The sequence below is a fragment of the Nostoc sp. UCD121 genome (assembly GCF_014222285.1).
In the GTDB taxonomy this organism is placed as follows: domain Bacteria; phylum Cyanobacteriota; class Cyanobacteriia; order Cyanobacteriales; family Nostocaceae; genus Nostoc.
Genome location: NZ_JACKZS010000121.1, coordinates 1 through 23,784 on the forward strand (window position 1 = coordinate 1; position 23,784 = coordinate 23,784).

At 42.0% G+C, this 23,784-nt stretch carries 21 protein-coding genes and 1 pseudogene; 6 read left to right on the forward strand and 16 right to left on the reverse strand.

Going from position 1 to position 23,784, the window contains the following annotated elements:
- Nucleotides 1-651: 651 nt before the first annotated feature.
- Nucleotides 652-906 (reverse strand): hypothetical protein, encoded by a 255-nt coding sequence (locus tag GNF10_RS22865; protein WP_221644660.1) that lies wholly within the window; start codon nt 904-906, stop codon nt 652-654.
- Nucleotides 907-921: 15 nt separating this feature from the next.
- Here GNF10_RS22865 and GNF10_RS22870 point away from each other — a divergent pair, with 15 nt between their 5' ends.
- From GNF10_RS22870 to GNF10_RS22880, 3 genes are all read left to right on the forward strand, one after another.
- On the forward strand, nt 922-3,276 hold the full coding sequence (locus GNF10_RS22870; protein ID WP_185580922.1) for a ribonuclease R family protein: 2,355 nt from the start codon (nt 922-924) through the stop codon (nt 3,274-3,276).
- Between the two features lie 17 nt (nt 3,277-3,293).
- Nucleotides 3,294-3,914, forward strand: coding sequence for a flavin prenyltransferase UbiX (locus GNF10_RS22875; protein WP_163927497.1), 621 nt, complete (start codon nt 3,294-3,296; stop codon nt 3,912-3,914).
- A 173-nt stretch (nt 3,915-4,087) separates the two neighbouring features.
- Nucleotides 4,088-4,786: a LapA family protein gene (locus GNF10_RS22880; protein ID WP_185580923.1), complete on the forward strand. Its 699-nt coding sequence runs from the start codon at nt 4,088-4,090 to the stop codon at nt 4,784-4,786.
- A 19-nt stretch (nt 4,787-4,805) separates the two neighbouring features.
- Here GNF10_RS22880 and GNF10_RS22885 read toward each other — a convergent pair whose 3' ends face one another.
- The 7 genes from GNF10_RS22885 to GNF10_RS22915 form a co-directional block, all read right to left on the reverse strand.
- Nucleotides 4,806-5,000, reverse strand: a complete 195-nt coding sequence (locus GNF10_RS22885; RefSeq protein WP_114084331.1) for a hypothetical protein — start codon at nt 4,998-5,000, stop codon at nt 4,806-4,808.
- A gap of 1,335 nt (nt 5,001-6,335) precedes the next feature.
- Nucleotides 6,336-7,424 (reverse strand): cell wall metabolism sensor histidine kinase WalK, encoded by a 1,089-nt coding sequence (locus GNF10_RS22890; protein WP_185582189.1) that lies wholly within the window; start codon nt 7,422-7,424, stop codon nt 6,336-6,338.
- Nucleotides 7,425-7,429: 5 nt separating this feature from the next.
- Nucleotides 7,430-8,140 carry a response regulator gene (locus GNF10_RS22895; RefSeq protein WP_185582190.1) on the reverse strand — a complete coding sequence of 237 codons (711 nt, stop codon included), beginning with the start codon at nt 8,138-8,140 and terminating at the stop codon, nt 7,430-7,432.
- Between the two features lie 80 nt (nt 8,141-8,220).
- Nucleotides 8,221-8,916 (reverse strand): NYN domain-containing protein, encoded by a 696-nt coding sequence (locus tag GNF10_RS22900; protein ID WP_185582191.1) that lies wholly within the window; start codon nt 8,914-8,916, stop codon nt 8,221-8,223.
- A gap of 581 nt (nt 8,917-9,497) precedes the next feature.
- Nucleotides 9,498-10,577 (reverse strand): fatty acid desaturase, encoded by a 1,080-nt coding sequence (locus GNF10_RS22905; protein WP_185582192.1) that lies wholly within the window; start codon nt 10,575-10,577, stop codon nt 9,498-9,500.
- Nucleotides 10,578-10,774: 197 nt separating this feature from the next.
- On the reverse strand, nt 10,775-11,827 hold the full coding sequence (locus GNF10_RS22910) for a fatty acid desaturase (RefSeq protein WP_185582193.1): 1,053 nt from the start codon (nt 11,825-11,827) through the stop codon (nt 10,775-10,777).
- Nucleotides 11,828-12,169: 342 nt separating this feature from the next.
- Nucleotides 12,170-12,991 carry an acyl-CoA desaturase gene (locus GNF10_RS22915; RefSeq protein WP_012412456.1) on the reverse strand — a complete coding sequence of 274 codons (822 nt, stop codon included), beginning with the start codon at nt 12,989-12,991 and terminating at the stop codon, nt 12,170-12,172.
- 90 nt (nt 12,992-13,081) lie between these two features.
- Here GNF10_RS22915 and GNF10_RS22920 point away from each other — a divergent pair, with 90 nt between their 5' ends.
- Nucleotides 13,082-14,317, forward strand: coding sequence for a methionine gamma-lyase family protein (locus GNF10_RS22920; protein ID WP_185582194.1), 1,236 nt, complete (start codon nt 13,082-13,084; stop codon nt 14,315-14,317).
- Between the two features lie 300 nt (nt 14,318-14,617).
- Here the strand turns inward: GNF10_RS22920 and GNF10_RS22925 are convergent.
- The 8 genes and pseudogenes from GNF10_RS22925 to GNF10_RS22960 form a co-directional block, all read right to left on the reverse strand.
- Nucleotides 14,618-15,516: pseudogene (locus GNF10_RS22925) on the reverse strand (NAD(P)H-quinone oxidoreductase subunit H); the annotation flags it as partial.
- A 215-nt stretch (nt 15,517-15,731) separates the two neighbouring features.
- On the reverse strand, nt 15,732-16,073 hold the full coding sequence (locus tag GNF10_RS22930) for a cupin domain-containing protein (RefSeq protein ID WP_185582195.1): 342 nt from the start codon (nt 16,071-16,073) through the stop codon (nt 15,732-15,734).
- Between the two features lie 77 nt (nt 16,074-16,150).
- Nucleotides 16,151-17,320: a zinc-dependent alcohol dehydrogenase gene (locus GNF10_RS22935; RefSeq protein WP_185582196.1), complete on the reverse strand. Its 1,170-nt coding sequence runs from the start codon at nt 17,318-17,320 to the stop codon at nt 16,151-16,153.
- Nucleotides 17,321-17,482: 162 nt separating this feature from the next.
- Nucleotides 17,483-17,881, reverse strand: coding sequence for a hypothetical protein (locus tag GNF10_RS22940; protein WP_185582197.1), 399 nt, complete (start codon nt 17,879-17,881; stop codon nt 17,483-17,485).
- Nucleotides 17,882-17,943: 62 nt separating this feature from the next.
- Nucleotides 17,944-19,113 (reverse strand): zinc-dependent alcohol dehydrogenase, encoded by a 1,170-nt coding sequence (locus GNF10_RS22945; protein ID WP_185582198.1) that lies wholly within the window; start codon nt 19,111-19,113, stop codon nt 17,944-17,946.
- Between the two features lie 124 nt (nt 19,114-19,237).
- Nucleotides 19,238-19,936, reverse strand: coding sequence for an SRPBCC family protein (locus tag GNF10_RS22950; RefSeq protein WP_185582199.1), 699 nt, complete (start codon nt 19,934-19,936; stop codon nt 19,238-19,240).
- Between the two features lie 107 nt (nt 19,937-20,043).
- Nucleotides 20,044-21,141 (reverse strand): DJ-1/PfpI/YhbO family deglycase/protease, encoded by a 1,098-nt coding sequence (locus GNF10_RS22955; RefSeq protein WP_185582200.1) that lies wholly within the window; start codon nt 21,139-21,141, stop codon nt 20,044-20,046.
- A 105-nt stretch (nt 21,142-21,246) separates the two neighbouring features.
- Complete coding sequence (locus GNF10_RS22960) at nt 21,247-21,648, reverse strand: DUF2267 domain-containing protein (RefSeq protein WP_185582201.1); 402 nt, start codon at nt 21,646-21,648, stop codon at nt 21,247-21,249.
- A gap of 364 nt (nt 21,649-22,012) precedes the next feature.
- On the opposite strand from GNF10_RS22960, the gene GNF10_RS22965 reads away from it, so the two are divergent.
- Together GNF10_RS22965 and GNF10_RS22970 are read left to right on the forward strand one after the other, a co-directional pair.
- Nucleotides 22,013-22,411 (forward strand): DUF6335 family protein, encoded by a 399-nt coding sequence (locus GNF10_RS22965; RefSeq protein WP_185581995.1) that lies wholly within the window; start codon nt 22,013-22,015, stop codon nt 22,409-22,411.
- Between the two features lie 512 nt (nt 22,412-22,923).
- Nucleotides 22,924-23,415, forward strand: a complete 492-nt coding sequence (locus GNF10_RS22970; protein ID WP_185581994.1) for an orange carotenoid protein N-terminal domain-containing protein — start codon at nt 22,924-22,926, stop codon at nt 23,413-23,415.
- Nucleotides 23,416-23,784 lie beyond the last annotated feature (369 nt).

Below are 23,784 nucleotides of genomic sequence, written 5' to 3' on the forward strand. Positions count from 1 at the left end.
GAATTATTTTATCCTAATCCCTAATCCCTAATACCCAATCCCTAATACCCAATCCCTAATCCCTAATACCCAATCCCCAGTCCCTTTTAATGCTTTGTCTAGTGTCCCAATTGTAGCAGTAGCTGTTTTTTGACGAAATTTTTGGCTAGTGCTAACTTATCTGGGTAGTCTTGCCTGCAATGCTATACTGATTACCCAACTAGATATCTAGAACTATTTTCTGGAAGTGCGCTCTAAATCTACAATAATGGAGATAAGGTTCGCCCTCACTGCTTATTAAGCTGCTCACCTAATTGTTACCGATTCTACATGTGGGAAAATTGGGTTAACGGCAGTTTTGCCTAGTTCAAAATCAGAGTCTAATGTCGTAAAATTACCTTCACTCTAGACAATCAAACATCTGTAGTTTCCACGCCAATTGACGGCAGTTGCTCCACTTGGGGAGACCCCAAGACCGCACTGCCTCCTCCACTTGGGGTTCGGCAATCCCCTAGATGCTCGTACCAAGATGGGGGCTGCCTCACCGCAGTGGCTCCCCTGCATAGCGCTTTTGGGCAGTATGGATTCTCTAAACCCAACTTCTCAAAAACCCATCGCGTAATTCACTAGCGGGGCTAAATTGTAAAATCAGGCGTGCAATCTTAAGTTTGGTTAGGTGAAGTGACTTGAACGCAGGCGAATTCTGAGAGCATCGTGCAGTGAGAAGTTCGTAGATGCCCAGAGTTGTCCGTGGGTAGGCTTCCTTTGCTCGGAACTGCCGGAGTAGTTTCCCACTCTTGCTAGGTTGGGTTTCCTTTCCTTAGAACTCAGGAAGCCTTGCCTCTGGGCAATTCGTTTCCAGCTTGTTTCTGTAAGCCGTGAGGGTATACAGGAATGAACCAGATTAACAAATGATGTTTTGACCAAAGGTCGGTTCACTGCATGGAATTTTCAATCGCTACACTCCTTGCCAATTTCACCGATGATAAATTGGTAGCTCGGAAGGTTTTAGAAAAGAAACTTGGCTGTGAAGATGAAAAAAGTTTACAAAAACTTCACATTGCCTTAGATGTTCTTGAAAAAATCGGTATTTTGGTCAAAGAACGGGGCAAATACCGTCGTGTTTCAGAAGAGGGAATAATCGAGGCAAAACTCCGTTGTTCTAGTAAAGGCTTTTGCTTTGCTATTCAAGATGTGGAAGGAGCCGAGGATATTTACATCCGCGAAAGTCATTTGAGTAATGCTTGGAATGGCGATCGCGTTTTGGTGAGAGTTCTCAAAGAAGGCAGCCGCCGTCGCTCTCCTGAAGGGGAGGTGAAGCTGATTCTCGAACGTTCCAACCACACGTTACTGGCACGAATTAAGCAGGTGGAAGCTGGTTTTAGGGCTGTGCCTTTAGATGATCGATTGCTGTTTGAACTCAAGATCCAACCTAACGAGGTAAAGTTGGAAGAAGCGATCGACCACCTTGTTCATGTGGAAGTTTTGCGTTACCCATTGGCACAATATCCTCCCCTTGGTCGAGTGGTGCAAATCCTCGGTAGCGATGCCGAAGCTGCTGCCGATATAGATTTAGTTACTTGCAAACACGACCTTTCCCGGACTTTTCCCGATCATGTTCTCGAAGCAGCCGCCAAGTTACCCAAAAAGCTACTCAAAGCAGACCTAAAAAATCGCTTGGATTTGCGTAATTTGTTTACTCTCACCATTGAAGGGGTAAATGGTGACACCAAAGTTATAGAAAACGCTTTTAGTTTAGAAAAAAACCTAGCCGGAAATTGGCTTTTGGGCGTTCATATCACTGATGTTTCTCACTATGTCCAACCTGATGAAGCCCTAGATAGAGAAGCACTCAAACGGGGTAAATCAGTGTATCTGGGAGAATTAGTACTGCCAATTTTGCCCCCAGTTGTGGCAGAACGCTGTTCTTTAATACCTGGGAGCGATCGCTTAACTATCTCTTTTTTAATTACCATTGATCCCCAATCTGGAGAAGTGTTGGAGTGGGAAATTCAACCTAGTGTAATTAACGTAGAGACTGCACTGACTACAGAACAAGCTCAAGCAATTCTTACGGGTGAATCTCAAGTTCAATCCCCACAGGTTTCCCAAATCCTGCAAGACCTCCAAGCCTTACAAACAGCCATCAAACAGGTACGGTTGAATCGTGGTAGCCTCCAGTTGAATCTGCCACCCAGCCAAAACGCCTACTATGATGAAGGGATTCTTGGCGCTGTCGTGGTGAATGATTTACCAGTGCGATCGCTACTCACGGAGTTGGTACTGTTAGTTAATCAACTGTTCGCAACTCACTTAAATGCTCTTGGTGTTCCGGCTATCTGGCGAGTCCAAGGGACTCCTGATGTTGAAGATGTCCAGGAAATGCTGAAATTGGCAGTCAATTTAGGCGTTGACCTCACACTAGATCCAGAAGTCGATATCCAACCCTTAGATTACCAACATTTGACCACAGCTTTTGCTGAATCTCCCTCTGAGCAAGTTCTTACTTACTTATTGCAAGATACACTTAAGCCTTCTGCTTACAGCACCACTAAAGGATCTCACTTTGGTCTGGCACTACCGCAATATGTCCACTTTAGCGCTCCCTTGCGGCGTTTCCCAGATTTGCTGATGCAAAGAGTGTATTACGCGCTACTCGAAAACGGACGAGATCGCCGCAATACCCGTGTCAGAGAACGCGTTAACCTGCGCCATTCCTCCAGCCACGAGGAAATTAACTGGAATGTTTTACCCCCAGAATTGCAACAAGAACTCCAAAGCGATTTAACTAGGGTAATTGTCCAAATCAACGACCGAGAAAAAGAAGTCCAAGAAGCTGAAGCTGATTTAGCCGGACTGCAAAAAGCCCAACTGATGAAGCAACGCATCGGCCAGGTATTTCAAGGCGTGATTACCGGCGTTCAATCCTACGGTTTCTTTGTGGAAATTGAAGTACCAGCAGCCGAGGTAGAGTCCAGCAGTAATCCTGGTGTGCCTTTAAGGGTAGAAGGGTTGGTACACGTCAGTTCTCTCAAAGACGATTGGTATGAATATCGCGCTAGACAACAGGCACTGTTTGGTCGCAAAAATCGCGCTTCTTACAGATTAGGCGATCGCGTCGCCGTCCAAGTTAAGAGTGTCGATTACTACCGTCAACAAATTGATTTGGTAACTGTTGGCAGCGATGGTCTAGCTAAAGGGCTAACTGGTAATGGTTCTAACGAGGAGCTTTCAGACCTGTATTTACCAAATGATATAGAGCCTGATGACCTAGATCCTTACTCTGAAGACGAGTAAAATCCACCAAACTTCACGTGTCAAATAACACTAAACCTCTCATTTTAGGCGTATCGGGCGCATCTGGTCTGATTTACGCTGTTCGCGCGATCAAATTTTTGCTAGAAGCGGATTATAGTATTGAATTGGTTGCCTCTAAATCTACTTACATGGTTTGGCAGTCAGAACAGGAAATTCGGATGCCACCAGAACCAATTCAACAAGAACAATTTTGGCGAGAGCAAGCCGGAGTTGCCCTTTCGGGTAAACTCCGTTGCCATCCTTGGGGTGATGTTGGAGCCGGGATTGCAAGTGGTTCCTTTGCCACTTTGGGGATGATAATTATTCCATGCAGCATGAGTACAGTAGCAAAGCTAGCGGTTGGCTTGAGTTCCGATTTACTAGAACGGGCAGCAGATGTCCAACTCAAAGAAGGGCGAAAACTGGTCATTGTCCCTCGTGAAACGCCTTTTAGCCTCATCCACCTGCGTAACTTAACCTCTTTAGCTGAAGTTGGAGTGAGAATTGTCCCCGCTATTCCCGCCTGGTACCATAATCCCCAAACCATTGAGGATTTAGTTGATTTTGTAGTTGCCCGTGCTTTAGATCAACTAGATATTGACTGCATCCCAATTCAAAGGTGGGAAGGTCGTCGCTAACGCCCCTAGTGGACTCATCGGAAATTTCACAATAGTCCTAAAAGGGTAATGATAGAGATGGCTGATAGTGTCAGTAGTCAGTGAACAGTAATTAGTGAAGAGTAATCAGACTGATAACTGACCACTGACCACTGACAACTAACCACTGACAATTGACAATTGACAAAATTGCTATGGCTGTAATTCGCTTAATTCTATTGGTGGCGGTACTGGGAGGACTAACGCTGTTGTTAGTTCAAAATTGGTCGCCTGTCCTATCGCTAGTATTTTTGGGCGTGCGAACTCAACCATTACCACTAGCGATATGGATTTTGTTCAGTACTACCGCAGGTGCTTTCACATCTATATTGATTGCTACCTTGTTTAACTTATCCAATTATTTTGGGGCAGGACAACGCCAAACTCCTAACCGTCGAAGCACAACTTCGCCTCGTGCAAAGGCAACCCAAAGAGAAGAATCTACATCTCGTGCCACTCCTCCACCACCAGCTAGTAAAAAAGAAGAGCCTACTACTGATGAATTTGATGATTGGGAGACAAATGGCAGTAGAGATGATGATTGGAACTTTGATGAAAAGTCCGAGGAAGCGCCTACCCCTAATCCTCAAGCTCAACCTGCTAGAGACTCAAAAATCTACGAACGTCAATCAGAAGCCAAAAGCAGTTCTCAGTCTGGTTCAGTTTACTCCTACAGCTACCGTGAGCCTAAAAATACGGCTGTGGGAAAAACTGAATCCGTTTATGATGCCGATTACCGAGTAATCATCCCCCCTTATCAGCCACCCACAACTAATCAAGCGGATGACGATGATTGGGAATTTTTTGATGATGATGAGGATTTTGAGGATGATGATAAACGCCCCCGTCGGTAAAACATAGTAGGCTAAGTCTCTACTTGATGCCACACCTCTCTCTAGACTCCTGCTTGACCTTACCAGTCATGGCAGCTTCTTGCAAAGCCATGAAAGCATTTAAATCTTCCAAGTCATACGGAGTAGTCAACAGTTGTCGTAGTTGATTTTCAGCTTCCACTGTCAAATAGCCAGTTGCTAAAGCTTTTTGTACAACGTCACGAATTCGATTCATAGTTGACGCCTCATTCATCCTATATTTATTCATTCAGGCTTATTGGGGTGAAATATGCAGTAGTTTTTGTGTCGAAACTTCTTTCTTTACAAAGCTTTTTTGGGCGATCGCAGAATACTTGTCATTATTTACACCTTTCTTGGAAACATTTAATTGGGCAGGACTTGTTATAACTAGATTTTTAGACTAACCATACCGTGCTATTAGAAACACAGTATTTTCTATACTTAAAATTATGCACCAGAGTGAAAATTCGGATTATTTAGATAGACAGAAATTGTTTGGATAAAGTTTCAAACAAGCTATGTTAATTTTTTCATTAAGCAAAGCGATCGCTATACAGCAACTACCAAGTTACTACAGGACAATTACTACATTTTTTAGAAATTTATCGTTGATTGTTTATAGTAATTTCACTGAAGAATGGTTAATTTATTGCTAAGTTACTTTCAATACATTAATTAAATAGACTTGATATTAAAGAGAAGTGGTTAGAAAAGAACATTTAAAGAATTAAGGTTTAAAAACTAACATAGTAGAATCTCTTTAGGGATTAAAACGGGTTTTCAAACCATTAAAGTTAAAGTAATAAGTGTTACTAATTGCAATGTATCAAAATGCCTGTTAGGGATTGAAACAAAACTCTACTACTTTCAGGAAGCGGTAGGGAAAAGATTGCAATTGATCAAAATTCTTATTAGGGAGCCACTCTTTCCTATACTCTGCTAATGAATGGCTGATCTAGTCGGATATTGATACTATTTCTGTGTGAGACTGCGCCAAAATTTCTTTATTTGTGTCCTTGCTTCAATGAATTGCTTGCCTTTGAGCCACGCGTCAACGCTACGGCAATCCAGACCGTGGGCAGCAAAGGATATGACGGCTTTGCGATCGCAATAGTAAACTAAGCATCTAGGTATAAATGAATTTAAAGTTTGTAGTAAGGACTTTAGTCCTGATAATCCTTACTCTGAGCGATAAATCGCTCACTACAAACTAAAAGTTTATTTTATATTTAATTATGTCTACCTACTTAGAAAATAGCCAGAAATTGTTATTTGCTCAGTCTTGGGAACGATTTTGAGGGAACAGGTAGGCGATCGCAGCGTAACCCAAAACACTTAGTAGACTAACCAAAAAAGCAGCCAAAAAAAAAGTAGACATATAGAATTCTACCCAAATGCCAAATTAACGTTATATTCCACACAATTCCAAAATCTCGGCACCCATCAAAAAACAAGATTTTGGTTAGATACTTTCAAATTAGCAATTGGGTATGACACAGCCGTGACTACCTTGTGTCAATGCCTTGTATGTCAAGGGTTTTGGCTCAACTTAAGCTAAAGGCAGAAAAAACCGAAACGTACTGCCAACTCCCAACTCGCTTTCTACCTGAATCTGACCGCCTTGTAGTTCAATCAAACGACGGGAAATAGTTAAACCAATACCAGTACCTCCCGAATGGCGATCGCGCGATTGGTCGGCTCGCCAGAAACGCTCAAACACATGAGGCAAATTTTCTGGAGCAATACCAATACCTGTATCACTAACCGCAATCCAGAGAAGAGAAGCTTCAGTCCCAACACGAATGGTAATTGAACCTTCGTTAGTGTAACGTACCGCATTACCAAGCAAATTAACCAACACCTGTTCTGTACGGTCAATATCCGCCAATACAAGAGGTAGCACAGATGGACATTGTAAGAGCAGAACTGGCCCATCTTCCAACAATTGATCAGTGAATTTCTCCACTAACGACTCTAATAACGGACGCAGATTTACCCGTTGTATATTAATTGGCAAATAACCAGCTTCTGCCTTAGACAATTCTTGTAAATCGTTCACCAGCCGCTCTAAGCGCCTAGTTTCTTTAGCTAAACGCCGATAAATTTCAGGAGACGCTTCAATTTCCCCATCAGCCAGTTCTTCCAAGTAACCACGCACAACCGTTAACGGTGTCCTTAGTTCATGGGTCATGTCTCCAATCACCTCTCGCCGCCGTGCTTCCACCCCCTCTAAACTGGCTGCCATTCGGTTGAAACTCGCACCCAGTCCATTCAGTTCTGGAATATCAGACATTGGTAGTCGTGCATCCATCTGGCCAGCAGCAAATTTTTGGGTGATTTGCTCCATTTCGGTCAAGCGCTGCATAATTCGTCTGGACACCCAGTAACTCAATCCTCCGGCTGCCGTAGTGCCGACTAAAACTGACCAAATAGTGCTTCGCTGCCAAGCAAGTTCAAATCCTGTAACCAATTCAGTACGGATATCGATTAAGTTGAACCCCTGATTTTCTAAGCCTTCCAAATGCAGCACAAATAACCGGGGGGAAGAGATTTTGCTAATGCTCACCAGACTAGCTACCCCCACAATCATCACTACTAAGTGGGAGAAAAATAGGCGCGTTCTCAGCCCCATTTTCATAATATTTACGCTACCGGAGGATCTTCAAATTTATAGCCCACTCCAACAACAGTTTTAATAAAAGTAGGACTTGCCGAATCAGGCTCAATCTTTTTTCGCAACCTGGCTACATGAGTATCAACCACTCGTTCATCGCCGAAAAAGTTATCTCCCCAAAGTTTATCAATTAGTTGAGTGCGGTTCCAAACTCGACCAGGATTGCTGACAAAGGTGGTTAGTAAGTTAAATTCCAGGGTAGTTAAGTCCAAAATTTCCGGTTGCTGAGAATTCATCTGACGACTGGCAGTGCGCTGGTCGGCATCGACGATAAAGTGTTGGGTACGATTGACTTGATGTTGTCCCCCTTGGCGGAGACTACGCCGTAATAATGCCCGTACCCTAGCTACCAACTCTCTAGGGCTAAAGGGTTTGACCATGTAATCATCAGCACCAGTAGATAGACCAATCACGCGATCGATTTCCTCACCCTTAGCTGTGAGCATCAAAATGTAAGGATCTTTTGTACCGGGTTTCTGGCGAATTCTGGCGCAAACTTCCAAACCATCCAAACCAGGAATCATTAAATCTAGAATGATTAAATCGGGTAGCTGCTCCTGAAACATTCGTAAAGCATTTATCCCATCGCGGCTAATGCGGCAAAAAAATCCTTCTTTTTCTAAAGATAATTGGATTAAATGAGCAATTTCTGGCTCATCTTCAACTATTAAAATGTCCATTTTAATTAATCACAAAACTGGGAGCAGACAAGGGGTAGAATCCCCTTGTTACAAAATAGATAAACTTCCGCCAGAGTGGATTAAAGATTTGAATTTGACGGTGTGCGATAACTATAGCCAAGATTAGAATCTTTTTGAATGTGTGCTTTAATACTATCGAGGTCAATGAAGCAGTCAGCAACATCAATTAAGCTTTCACTAGTACTAGTTTGTAGACTCACCACTTCCACTCGAACTCCCATTCTGCTGACAGCATTCACCGCATAAGCTAAGTCTCCATCGCCACTGACCAAGACCGCAGTATCGTAATAAGGAGCTAGAGTTATCATATCTACAGCAATTTCTACGTTCAGATTTGATTTTTTGAAATTCTCTGCTGGTTGCATGATATCTTTAGCTACTACACGATAGCCATTACGACGCATCCACAACAGAAAACCTTGTTGCTTTTCATTGCTGTTATCAACCCCAGTATAGAAGAAAGCCCGCAACAGTCTTGAACCATTGGTAAGATGACAAAGCAATTTAACATAGTCAATTTCGATGCCGAGTTGTAAAGCTGTATGAAATAGGTTTAAGCCATCAATAAAAATAGCAACTCGACCACGATTCAAACTATTGACAATTGAACTATCAGATGTAGTGTCTTGTATTTTAGGCTCTTTACTTTTTACCGTAGTATCGCTCAAATTTTGCCCTTGCCAATGTGGTTTAGTTTTGAGTACTTTAGGTTCCTTAAATTCATTTCTTTGTTTGCTAAAATTAGTTATAATCATTGATACCTCTGATTTTAAAGATGGAAAAAGTTTTGTGTAAATTGTCTATACTATAGTCTGTGCTAATTTCTAACCCTAGCAGGTAATGGTCTTAAATCACTACATGCAGATAAAGTTAAATGGTGCTAAAGCAGATTCAAAGTAGACATCCAAAGTTTTTTCAGTGTTGTTAGGGTTAGTTTGATAATATATTGCTTCTGTCCACAGATATGTTAGTCTTTACCCACCAAGACAGCAATAGTCTGGAGAAAATAAATCTTACTACCAGGTTAGGGCAAAAATCCGCAAACATCATCTATCTATTTTTATTTTAACTCTGAGTTTTAATAACCTTACAGCAAGAAGTTGAAAGTTATCGCAATCTCAGGACGCTCAAATACAGGCAGACTAATAATGTAATATGTGATGCCTGCGGTGGACTACGCCAACGCGCCTCAAAAGGTAGGTTTTTTAAGGTATTTGGATAATTTTTAAAAGGCAGTTTTTATCTGAATAAGGGGATGTTCAACCTTAAATAGTCAGGAAAGGCTGATGGAAATACAAGATTCCCGACTTCTTTAAAGAAGCCGGGAATCTGAGTTTTAGTCTTTAGCTAACTTGTTATTGGATGTGTAGTAAACCTTACTACCAGTATCAGGAACAAAATGGCAGTTGATACATGAATTCCATACTGACTTCCAAATTGGTTCTTCCGATTTGTGGAAATAATCACCCATCACTGGTTTGATTGCCTCAGTTGCCTTCAACAAATTGTAGTGAGGGATGTTAAGGAATATATGATGAGCAACATGAGTACCGATATCGTGATGAATATGATTAACCAAACCATAATCACGGTCAATACTAGAAATTGCACCTTTCAGGAAAGTCCAATCTTCTCCACGATACCAAGGAAGCTCTGGTTCAGTGTGGTGCAAAAATGTCACCAAATCTAGCCAAACTATAAACACAAGGTAGGGGACAGCGTAATATTTCAGCAACCACATCCAACCCCATTGGTAGGTGAGGAAACCCAGTAAACCTATCATCCCAATCAAAAGGACAGTGCTAGTAATAACATCCCATTTTTCCGAGGGCTTGAAAAGCGAACTACCGGGCAAAAAGTGGGAGCCTTCTTTATTAGGAGAACGCTTAAACAAATACACAGGATAGGCCAATAGAAAAACATAATATCTGCCTATCTTTTGTGCTAAAGGCATCTCCTTATATTGTGATTCTGTTACAGGATACCAGCTTTCATCGTTATCGATATTGCCAGTATTTTTGTGATGGGTTCTGTGGCTGATTCGCCAACCATGATAAGGAACAAGTATTGGTGTGTGAGAAAGATGTCCAATCAAATCATTGAGCCATCTATGCTTAGAAAAAGATTGGTGTCCGCAGTCATGACCGACTACAAACAAAGCCCAAAACATCGTTCCTTGCATTAGCCAGAAAATCGGAAAGAAAAGCCAAGAATCCAGGTAAGAAGCAACTGCATAAAGCAGACCGATAATCAAGATGTCACGAAAGAAGTAAAAAAGTGATTTTGTCACATTGGGCTGAAAGCATTCAGCAGGAATTGCAGCTTTTAAATCCCCAAGTGTGAAAGGTAATTTAGTCGTATCCTCAGACTTTTCAGAGCCAAGAGGACTGTTGAACGTGATGATTTTTGATGGCACTGGATTCTTTTGATTGGATATAAATTAGAACTTTGATTAGGATGCCCACGACCCTAGCGATCGCTAACATACAAGAGGGATAATTTCTGGCAATTTATCTAAAATTTTATTCAGTAAACAATTGCCAGATTTTATTAAAACACAGCATGATAAACGCTCTCGTTGGTTCAAGAGCGTGAGTGTAATCACAGGGCTATTTATTGCTCTGTATAATGTTCGTTGAAAGTCTTATAACCAACGTCAGTTGTGTAAAGTTGGCACTCGTCTGTAATCTGCTTCATTAAAGGCCAAGAAAACTGACACTCATCATGGAGATAAGGCCCCCAATTTTCCTTGATGCTGCTGTAAGCTAGCCGCAAATTATAAGAAGGAATAGCAGTGGAAATATGATGAGGGACATGAACATTGATATCGTGGCACAGGATTTCTACCCAACGCGGATAATCGCAATGAATAGTGCCAGATAACTGTGCTAGAGCCTCATTCCACTTGTTCGCTGTCGCAAAAGGAACATCTGCGGCAGTATGGTGAACAATAGTAAAAGTACTCATCCAAAAATGGTAAACCATCCAGGGTACTAGCCAGAACTTGACAAATCCCCAGATACCAGTTGTGGCGATCAGAAGCGGGAAAGCGATCGCAGCAAACAAAACTACTACAGCCACAGAAAGCTTGATGCTGGATTGGTCTTTAGTTTTGAAGTTCCGCCAATCAAAATGCACAACAGCCCAATGTCCAATGGAACCTACCCACCAGAGGCGTTTACGCATAAACAGCTTAAAAGCAGACTGCTTAGTTGTATCCCAATTTTCAAACACTTCTGGTCTGATTGGATGCCAAGCGTTGTCCTCATCCAGCTTGTTGGTATGGGCATGGTGATAATTATGCTTAACGCGCCAACTGTGAAAAGGGTAAATTAACGGCATCATGAAGAAATGTCCTACCAAATCATTTACCCAACGACGTTTGGCAAAAGATCTGTGACCACAATCATGGCCAATTACAAAAAAACCTGTTAAAGCCGTGCCCGTAAAAATCCAGGCTAGGGGCAAAAGAAACCAAGGAGTGATAATCAGGCTGTAATAACCCAAGGCAACTGCCAAGACACTGAGTATGACTTGTGTCCAAGCTTTGCGACGGTTCTGCTGAAAACATTCCCGTGGCAGGGTTTTGATAATATCTTTGAGCCGGAAGTCGGAATTGCCTGACTCGTCACTTAATTTTTGGCTGTTAATTATTGATGTAGTCATGAACACCTGAAAAACAACAAGATCCTACACCAAGTCACAAAAAAGTAACTTGCCGCAAAAATTCTTCACATTAGCGCTTCGGATTATAGCAACCTAACAGACACAAGCGCACCCGTAAATAGACTTTTGAAAAGTTAGTAGTTAGGAGTGATGAGTTAGGAGTTTAGATTCTCAACTCACGCCGAATGTGAATTAGAAATGCTTCTTGTGGCATAAGGATTTCTGTGTCTACCCAAAATCGGGGTTTAAGAAATCGACGGCAAAATAAAAATTCTCAAGCCTGATTCACATTGAACGTAATTCCTAACTCCTGTAGAGACGCGATTAATCGCGTCTCTACTCCTAACTACTTTTTGCTGGGGCCAACTTTACATTAGTAGCCAGACCAACCGCCTGTAGCAATTGAACAGTCATCCAGGTTAAATCGATTTCCCACCATTCCAGCCCATGACGAGCTGAGTATTGAAAAGCATGATGGTTATTATGCCAGCCTTCACCGAAAACTAGTACGGCTACCCACCAGCAATTAGTCGATTTATCACCAGAATCATAGCTCTGATAGCCAAACTTATGAGTAGCGCTGTTCACTAACCAAGTGCAGTGGTAAACCCAGACAATGCGAACAAAAATTCCCCAGATAACGAAAGGCCAGCCACCTAGGAGCAAAAGTAATACACCTAAAGCAACCTGGATCAAAATGAAATATTTTTCTAAAAACTGATAAACTGGGTCTTCTGCAATATCTTTGGTGAAGCGAGGAACATCAGCGTGAGCGGGACAATAATGAGTTAGCCAACCCATGTGGCTCCACCAGAAGCCTTTATTAGAATCATGGGGATCGGTATCAGTATCAGAGTTTAAATGATGAATTCGATGTGTCCCGATCCACTCAATTGGGCCTCCTTGACAGGAGAGTGTCCCGAAAAAAACCAGGAGATACTCTAGCCACTTGGGAGTTTGAAAACTGCGGTGGGTCACAAGGCGGTGAAATCCTAGAGTAACGCCTAAACCGCCAGTCACCCAGTACAGCAAGAAACCCACACCAACTGCTGTCCAGCTAAAGTTACCAGGAACAAAAGCAAATAAAGCGCCGATGTGCAGTCCAATGAAAAACAGGGTATTAACCCAGTTAATTTGAGGTTTGGTTGAGGTAGCAATTGTCATGCGATAACCTGAATTTGAATTTTCCCACCTAGTATGTGCGATCTTAAAATCCGCATATCTATAATTTAATTTTTTTTGAACGAGGAACTGATGAACAGCTTAGAACAGCTGCGGCAAGCAGAACAGGCACTATTAGAAATTTTTTCTGGAATTGACACTCAGGTCAAGCATAATCTAAAACGAGTGCTGGATGCTTTTCGTAATCACCGTGTGGGCGCACACCACTTCGCTGGTGTAAGTGGTTATGGTCACGATGATTTAGGACGAGAAACTTTAGATAAAGTTTTTGCCGAAGTTATGGGTGCTGAAGCTGCGGCCGTGCGGGTGCAGTTCGTTTCGGGAACTCATGCGATCGCCTGTGCTTTGTTTGGTGTTCTCCGTCCCGGAGATGAGATGTTAGCAGTGGTCGGTTCTCCCTACGATACGCTTGAAGAAGTCATTGGTTTACGAGGTAAAGGTCAAGGCTCTCTTATCGAGTTTGGCATAAATTACCGTCAATTGGAGCTAACCTCCGAAGGAACTATAGATTGGCAAGCTTTAAGTACTAATGTGACTGAAAACACTCGTTTAGTGTTAATTCAGCGCTCATGTGGCTATTCTTGGCGGCCTAGTTTATCAATTGCCGATATCGAAAAAATTGTCCATTTAGTCAAACAACAGAATCCAAATACTGTTTGCTTTGTGGATAACTGCTACGGCGAATTTATTGAAACAAAGGAACCTACAGCCGTAGGTGCTGATTTAATGGCGGGATCGCTGATTAAAAATCCTGGTGGCACAATTGTCAGCGCTGGCGGTTATGTCGTCGGTCGCGCCGATTTAGTGGAAGCATCCGCCTGTCGCCTCACTGCTCCCGGTATCGGTAGTTATGGCGGTGCTACTTTTGACCAAAATCGCTTGTTATTCCAAGGCTTATTTCTAGCGCCGCAAATGGTCGGAGAGGCGATGAAAGGGACGTACTTAACTGGTTATGTATTTGATAAACTCGGTTATCCAGTGAATCCTGCTCCCCTTGCTCCCCGTGGTGATGTGATTCAGGCGATTAAACTTGGTTCTGCCGAAAAGCTAATTGCTTTCTGTAAAGCTATACAACAGCATTCTCCCATCGGTTCTTACTTAGATCCTATTCCAGATGAAATGCCGGGGTATGAGAGCAAGGTAGTGATGGCTGGGGGGACATTTATTGAAGGGAGTACTTTGGAATTATCAGCTGATGGGCCTTTACGTGAACCCTATGTAGTTTATTGCCAAGGGGGGACTCATTGGACTCATGTAGCGATCGCACTAGAAGCTGCGATTAATGCAATAGGAAATGCTGGTGATTGATTACAGCATATATTCCGCAGGGCATCAGGTTTATTGAGAAATTAGTCAAAGGCGATCGCATTTGTTGATTTGGTGTTCGCATTTGTTACTTTAGCGAACGCATTTGCTACTTTAGCATTCGCATTTGTTACTTTAGCGAACGCATTTGCTACTTTAGCATTCGCATTTGTTACTTTAGCGAACGCATTTGTTACTTTGGCATTCGCATTTGTTACTTTGGCGTTCGCATTTGTTACTTCGGCGTTCGCATTTGTTACTTTGGCGATGCCTACGGCTGGCTACGCCTACGCATTTGCTATACTACCGATCTACTGATCCCATGATGATATCGATACTACCCAATACTACAACCAGATCGGCAACCTTCACGCCGCGTAAGATTTCGGGTAATACTTGCAAGTTATTGAAATCGGCGGGACGAATTTTCCATCGCCAGGGGAAGACATGATCATTGCCAATTAGATAAATCCCCAACTCACCTTTACCACTTTCTACACGGGCGTAAATTTCCCCCTTGGGAATCTTAAAGGTGGGGGCAACTTTTTTGGCGATGTACTGGTAATCAAAGCCATCCCACTCAGATTTTTTCCCAGCTGCCATGCGCTTGGTTTCCAGGTTCTCAAAAGCACCGCCGGGAAGTCCTTTGAGAGCTTGGCGAATAATCTTCACCGATTCGCGCATTTCCCGAATTCTGACCAGATAACGAGCATAACAATCACCAGCAGTATCCCACTGCACTTCCCAGTCGAAATCGTCGTAACATTCATAATGGTCTACTTTCCGCAAATCCCATTTCACACCAGAAGCGCGTAACATGGGGCCAGAAAGCCCCAGTTGATGGCTTCTTCACGAGCGATCGCGCCAACACCTTGAACGCGACGGCGGAAGATGGGATTATTGGTAATTAAGCGCTCATACTCATCTACTTTAGGAAAAAAGTAATCGCAGAAATCTTCGCACTTGTCTACCCAGCCATAAGGCAAATCTGCCGCCACGCCGCCAATGCGAAAATAGTTATTGTTCACCATCCGATAACCTGTAGCGGCTTCCCATAAGTCATAAATCAACTCCCGTTCTCGGAAGATGTAGAAAAAGGGAGTTCCAGCACCCGTATCAAGTAAGAATGGGCCCAACCAAAGCAGGTGATTAGCAATCCGATTCAATTCCAGCATGATGACACGGATATAGCTAGCACGTTTCTAGCATCGCTCTCACTACTTTCACGTTCCTAATTTATCAAACTACCAAATGAGTGCTAGCTAGCTGATGTATGTTCATAAAAATTCCCCCAACCTTCTTTTGCAAGGAGAATTAGGGGAATTAAGTCTTATTCAGATGTGAATGCAACTCTATGCTAATGATTAGCCAGCGATAGTTTTTGTACGCTCAATCAAAGAGGTGCGCTCGAACCAATTTAATTTTCGTCTCGTCCGTGAACTTGAGCGGGTGGACTGGTTGCTTCAACAGCTGTAAATGCTTCTAGGATTTTGTAAGTGTGGCTGGCTCCTTTTGGTACTACCCAAGAACTCCCAGGCTCTAGTAAAATCGTTTGCCCTTCAATATGCAATTCTGCACGGCCAGTAATTACATAACCAACAGTTTCATATTCCCGTGCTGTAGGCTCTTTAGGTTCGTTCGGTTCCTCATTTTCCCATAGGCGCATGGAAATGGTTTTGCCAGATGCAAGATATTTCTGACCAAGTTCACCTTTAGGGGAATGGCTAGAGTCTACTTTGATAACGGTTGTATCAGACATATTTTTTGCCTCCTTATACTTTTAATATTGGGCATTGGGCATTGGGCATAGTTATTTTCCCCATTCCCCATTCCCTATTACGGTTTAAGTACAACTTTGATGCAGTTATCTTTCTTGTGCTTAAAAATTTCGTAGCCGTGGGGCGCTTGTTCTAGAGGTAAAGTATGGGTGATGATAAAGGTTGGATCGATTTCACCATTTTGAATACGCTCTAACAAAGGTCGTAAATATCTATGGACGTTAGTTTGTCCCATTTTGAAGGTTAATCCTTTGTTCATGGCAGCACCCATTGGGATTTTATCTAAAAAACCACCGTACACACCCGCAATGGATACGTGACCACCTTTAGCAGCAGATACTATTACTTGCCGTAATGCCGTCGGACGATCTGTTTCTAGACGTACTGCTTGCTTTACCTGGTCGTAAAACGCCATAAAGTCTGTGCCGTGTGCCTCCATTCCGACTGCATCAATACAAGCATCGGGCCCACGACCGCCAGTCATTTCTTTGAGTGCTTCGCCAATATTCACTTCTTCGTAGTTGAGAACTTCAGCTTTGCCGTATTCTTTAGCCATTTGCAGGCGTTCGGGAATGCGGTCGAAAGCGATGACACGTTCTGCACCTAGCATATATGCGCTTTTAATGGCGAATTGCCCAACTGGGCCACAACCCCAAACGGCGACAATATCACCGGGTTTGATGTTGCAGTTCTCGGCTGCCATATAGCCAGTGGGGAAAATATCTGTTAAAAATAGTACTTGCTCATCCGTTAAACCATCGGGAATTTTGAGCAATCCGACATCAGCGAATGGTACTCGTGCATACTCTGCTTGACCGCCAGCGTAACCGCCGAATAAATGAGAGTAGCCAAACAGACCTGCTGGCGAATGACCCATTTGCTTTTCTACTAACCAAGCATTGGGGTTAGAGTTATCGCACAATGACCATAAATCACGATTGCAGAAAAAGCAGCTACCGCAAGATATAGTGAAAGGAACAACGACGCGATCGCCTACGTTCACATTTTTAACTGCACTTCCCAGTTCTACAACCTCCCCCATGAATTCATGACCAAGGATATCGCCCTTTTGCATGGTGGGAATGTAGCCGTCATAAATATGCAAATCAGAACCGCAAATTGCCGTGGAAGTAATTTTAACAATGGCATCGCGTGGGTTAAGAATTTTGGGGTCGGGAACTGTTTCTACCCGCACATCGTTTGCTCCGTGCCAGCAAACTGCTTTCATAATTATTTATTCCTTAGTTATGATTTCTAGGTCATTAATATCAAGATAAATACTCGATTTAGCCTGATTATGAGACGCGATAATTATCGCGTCTCAGTAACTACTCAAATCTGATTCAACAAAGTATGAGTAAAGAATCTAGACTCAAAATGTTCTACAAATCTAGGTTCTATCTCTCAGTTGCTTGGTAGGAGGATTTTGATAATAACCTTCGCTATTTGCATCATACGATGAAGCTTTATCTCCGGCTCTGTTTTTTGCAGGGTCAAAAAACTCTTTTGTAGCTCTAGGAGTTTTTTCATCCAAGTTTAGCTTTTCGCGGATATTCTCAGCAGCTTCTTTTAATGGATTTTGGCTATTTGTTGTTTGGGTATCGCTTCTGATTTCACCTTGTCCGTCTGGTATTCCTTTGTAATAAGTGCCCTCTGGACTTTTAACATCAGCTTGCGCTATATTAACGTCGCTAAATGCCTGGCCTAATAAGAACATAAATCCTACTAGGAAAACTACAATAATCTGAGAAAAGCGAATATTCCACAACCTTGAAATTAGTTGATTCATAAGAAACCTCAATTGGATTATATTAGGTGTAAAATTTAAAACGCTGAATGACTATTCACCATTCAGGGTTTAAGAACAACTTTGATGCAGTTATCCTTTTTTTGTTGAAAGATGTTGTAGGCGTGGGGTGCTTGTTCTAGAGGCAATTGATGGGTGACAACAAAGGATGGATCAAGTTTTCCATCCAAAATCATCTGCAATAAAGAATGCATATATTTTTGTCCATGCATTTGTCCCATCCTAAAGGTTAGACCTTTATTAAAGGCTGCACCAAATGGCATTTTGTCTACAAAACCACCATAAACACCCATGATTGAAAGAGTCCCGCCTTTACGACAGGCAACCATCATTTCCCGCAGAACATGGGGACGGTCGGTTTCCAATCTGAGCTTTTGTTTTGTCTGGTCGTAGAAGTCTTCTAAACCAACACCGTGTGCTTCTAAACCAACAGCATCGATGCAAGCATCGGGGCCCCGGCCACCAGTCATCTCTTTCAACGCTTCGCCAGCATTAACTTCTTCGTAGTTAATCACTTCTGCATTGGCAAACTTTTTCGCCATTTCCAGGCGTTCGGGAAAGCGATCGATCGCGATCACTTTTTCGGCTCCCATCATGTAGGCGCTAATCATGGCAAATTGTCCAACAGCACCGCAACCCCAAACGGCTACAGTATCACCCGGTTGAATATCGCATAATTCTGCGCCCATATAACCTGTGGGAATGGCATCGGAGATGAATAGCAACATCTCATCCGGTAAATCTGGCGGAACTTTGACGACACCCACATCAGCAAAGGGTACACGGATATATTCTGCTTGTGCGCCTGCATAACCACCTAACATGTGGGAGTAGCCATAAATGGCTGAGGTGATATTGCCAAATAATTTTTCTTCAATCCAACCTTTGGGATTAGAATTATCGCACAATGACCACATATCACGTTGGCAATAATGGCAATTACCACAGCCAATGGTGGAAGGAACAACTACGCGATCGCCTATTTTTAAATTGTTGACTCCCTTACCAACTTCCACGACTTCCCCCATGAATTCGTGACCAATAATGTCACCCTGTTGCACTGTGGGAATATAGCCGCCATATATATGTAGATCGGAGCCACAAATCGCCGTGGAAGTAATTTTAATAATTGCATCACGCGGGTTGAGAATTGTCGGGTCTGGTACCGACTGTACCCGCACATCATTAGCACCGTTCCAGCAGACTGCTTTCATAGTTATTAGTCCTTAGTCATTAGTCATTAGTCATTTGTCATTAGTCATTTGTCACTTGTACTGAGCGGAGTCGAAGTATTAGTCATTCGCTTTAGGCAAATGATAAAGGACAAAGAACAAATAACTAGCTGCGTCCAGAAGGTTGACCTTCTGTTGTAGCAATTTCGCCTGCTTCCATTAGCATTTTAAAGCGGCGCAATTCATCACCAATTTGCTGTTCTGGTTCTTCACCAAAAAGTTTAGCTACGGTAGCCGCCAATGCTCCACCGGGGGGGTTATACTCCAAAACAACTTTGACTTCCGTGCCGCGATCGCCTGGTGCTTTTTTGAAGCGAACAAAACCAGAATTATCAACGTCTGCACCTTCTACAGAAGCCCAAGAAATAAACTGATTTTCCCGGTCTTCCAGAATATCTGCATCCCATTCTACGCTGTTACCCAAGGGTGCATTGGCTATCCAGTGAGAACGTTTTTCGCTGTCTACTCTGACAGATTTGAGATGCTTCATAAATGTAGGTAAATTCTCAAAGTCGTGCCAAAAGCGATACAATTCTTCTGCCGATTTATTAATTGTTACCGTCTTTTCAACTTTGATAGGTTGGTTTATCCCTATTGCTTCCTGCGCTTGCTGGATTGTGCTTTGCTTGGTTGCACCTTGATAGAGTAAACCACCACCAGCCAAAGCCGTCAGCGCTCCCCGCAATGAACCTTGCCTTAAACCCATCAGCACCATAGCACCACCACCAATCAGAGATGCCCAACGCTCTACTTCACTAGCTTCAGTCTGGCTGGTACTTAATTTATCACCTGATGTTGAAGTCACTTTTTTATATCTCCATCACAGTAATTATTCATAGAGGCGCAAATATCCTCTTGTTTCTATCTCTGTGTTATTTGCGCCTCTGCGATAGCCGTTTAAGTTCAAAAAACTTACATTGACACTGCCGCGCCTGTAGTCGGCTTAGGAGCCTGAATCTGACTACCTATCCGCGCCCGATACAGTTCTACTAATCGCTGTTCGTATTTCAATAAATCGTGGTAAATTTCTTTGAAAATAGCAGTTGCTACTGGGTCAGTGAACATCGCGGACAAATTACCAATATCGCCAATACCAGTTTGCACATCACCTAAAGCAGAACGTAACTGATATATGTCATCACTTCCTGTAAAAGCAGTTTTTACCTTGGCATACTGATTAGCAATATTTGCTCCTAAAGAGGGTTTTTCGCCCAAGTGATGAATATAGGTTTCTAGCTTTTGAATATGGCGCTGTTTATTGGCAATTATTTCTTGAAAGACTGAGTTGACTTCTCTATCTGATTCTTTTTCCAAATATTTCTCAAATGCTTCTAGCGAATAACGCTCACCAGCAAGGGCATTATTTAAACCTCTGGTGATATCACCTTTAGTTGAGCCACCCCAGGCATCAGCTAGCTTCCACCATTGGGCACTTGTGTCTTTCTCATTTGGTAATGCAGCATCTTTGCCACCATAACCCAAACGGCTCAAAATAGCTGTGGTAAAAATTGGCAAGTCTCCAGGTTCACGAGATGTAATCAAATTCCCGTCAACTACCACTGGCTCATCTAAATATTTTGCGCCAGCGTTAATCATATCCTTGGCAATAGCAATAAAACCAGTGGCTTGTTTACCTTTAAGCAAGTCGCCTTCAATTAAAACTTGTGGCCCGTGGCAAACCGCAGCAACTAGTTTTCCTTGTTGTATAGCTTCTTGGACAAAGCGTACTGTGTTGATGTTGCGCCGCATTTTATCGGGAGCCATTCCACCAGGAATGATCACCGCATCGAATTGGGCTGCGATCGCTTCTGTTGTAGTACCATCAGCTTGAATGCTAAGTTTGCCGCGTTTACCCTTATATTTTTCATTCATTCTGGAACCAAGGACTACTACCTCTATTCCAGCTTGTTTTAGTCCATTATAAGGAACTGTAAATTCTGCATCCTCTACTGCCTGTTCAATGAGGATAGCAACTTTTTTATTCCCAGAATGATTGTTATGGTCAGTCATAAATGTTATTACCTGTTTATTTCTAGTATTTAACTAGTAAAAATATTCATCAATTAGGAAAGTTAAAAATCCTGAATTGTGAACTTGATTTTTTTTTGTTGCCTGTTATGCAGTTACTTCACCTGTTGATGAAATACCAAATACTTCTTCATAATCGTGAGAGAAATAGGCGTGAAGTGCAGCAAATTTTTCTGGGCTAATAGCATTTTGCAATACAGCAAATACAGCCCGAACATGAATTGCAGCAGTCGTTGGTTCAATGTTTTCTTTTTGGCTTGCACGAGCGATAAATTCCTGCAAGTTAAAGGATTGACTACTATCTCCTTCTCTAACTCGCAAATAATTGCCTAGCTGTTGAGGCAAATTCTTAGCTAGCTCTTCTGCTTCATCACTTGCTATGCGTTCTTTTAGAGTTTCTAGGGTGGCACGGGTGGCACGTTCTGCTTCTTCACGAGAATCTGATTGAGCAAGGCTTTGTACATGTGTAATGAACTCGTTGTATTCCACTGTCTACCTCCGCTTACCAAAATTCTTGAATGTTTTATTATTTAGCATTCATGTAGTTAAAAACATTAGTCTAAAATTAAAATGGAGCAGTTTTCTATTTTTCCTACTTATTAATAAAAAATAGTTACGAGCGAAAAGCTGGCTACTGAATCATTTCGGTTTTACAAGTTTTCACTCATAACTAAAAACTTCAACTACAAGTTGCTTGACCATGATTTCATATTTCCAATGGTATGGTGCAATCGCTAGTTTAGCTTCGTACTAAGGGGATAGATTCTTTTATTTCTAAAGCTATACATCTCTAGTAAGATAACTTCGTGAGAGGAAAACGTTATTGTGAGAATGCAGAAAAAAGGCTAGTATCATGGCAGAAAAAAATCATAATGACGAAATTCAAACCAATGATTTGCCACAGGAAATTACCGAATCCTATGGTACTGGTGTGAAAGAGTTGCCAGGATACAACATTGGTGGGCGCTCAATTAGAGATGAAAGACGTGAGTATACAGAAACTAGTCCTGAACTCACTGGTGGAGATGTTGATGCTTATTGGCAAGATGCAGATGCAGTTGGGGATGAAGCCGTTGGTGGTAGTACTTCCACTCCCGATAAAAATGTAACTGAGGAGCTAGAAACGGCAGTGGGGCTAGAAATGGCTGATTCTGAGTTTCTCCATACCAATGATATTTTAGAGGATCGTGATGGCGATCGCTGGGAGTTAGATCCAAAGTCTTCTGAAGATTATCAAGAGCGGGGAGAATAAGCTTAATAAAACCAGAAGCCTTATTCCTACTATGAATTCACAAATTTGATGTGGCTAAATTGGGCAGTGCTTAGAAAAGCACTGTCACACCAAACGAATCATCTATCTATCGAAATATTTCCTGAAAGTCTCACAATTTGGCAGCATTGAAATTGCCAATTTTTTAATTTCCCTTTCCCAAGCATTATTTCAGCTTTTGATATAGCAATCCGCTTTGATTTCTGTTCGCGCGACGTGGCGTAGACATAATTATTTGCTTAGGAGGCAATAGGCAAGAAGTTTATTTGATTTGTATTGAATGTTTTCAGAAATCAAATATGAGTTTTATATTGCATTTGCATCTAAGTTTAATTCTTCTTTCTAAAGTGAGACTATACTTTACCCGACTTATGTTTTGTTTGTAATTATTCTTCTTTCTGGTTTTAATACCTATGTCTTCAGTAGGGTAAAACGTTAAATGTACATTTGATAACTTTACTAATAGCACTGATAAATTGCAATTGGAGTTCATAATGACATACACACAAACTAGCGATCCAACTATTCGGGAACATGTTCAGGCTTGGCAAAAGTTGGATGTGGATCAACAACTGGCATTGTTTTGGTTCATTTACAAAGAAATGGGTGGTTCAATTACGCCAGCTGCTCCTGGTGCTAGCACTGTTTCTCCAGAAATCGCGGAAGGTTTGTTTAATCAAGTTAAGGAATTATCTCACGAACAACAATTACAAGTTCAGCGTGACTTGATTAATAAAGTAGATACCCAAATTTCTCGTGAATATGGTTCTTTGGGTGATACTACGAAGCTACTATTTTGGTATCGATTATCTCAAGGTATGGATAATGGTACTATCATTCCTGTACCTTCTGACTATGAACTACCTTCAGAATCTAAAGCGTTGTTTGGTAAAATTCAAGGATTAGGCTTTGAGCAACAGATCACTCTTTTCCGTGATTATGTATCGCCAATGGGTGCTGAAGCAAAAGCAGGTGCTGAAATTTAACACTTTTTAACTTTTTAGGCTGCTTGAGGTTATCTATTTAGCCTCTAAATGAGGATAAGATGGTTGTTATAGCAAGTTTATTTACTTGCAAAGTCCTGTATAGGCATCTATCTATACCTCTCTTCTTAAAGTTTTTTATATCCGCCAGTTGCTTAATATAAATTTAAATTTGGATGACTGGCGGTTTCATTTTTTCTTGAGAAATAAACACAGAGTAAAAATAAAACTCTTACCCTGTGAGCATTTATTTTATGAGGTCAGTTGCACCCTACAGTCCTAACGCCCTTTGTTTTGTACTCAATATATTAAAAGTAATTATATTTGAATTAATCTGTCTTTTGGTTGGTTTAAATATGCTTTTTTTATATT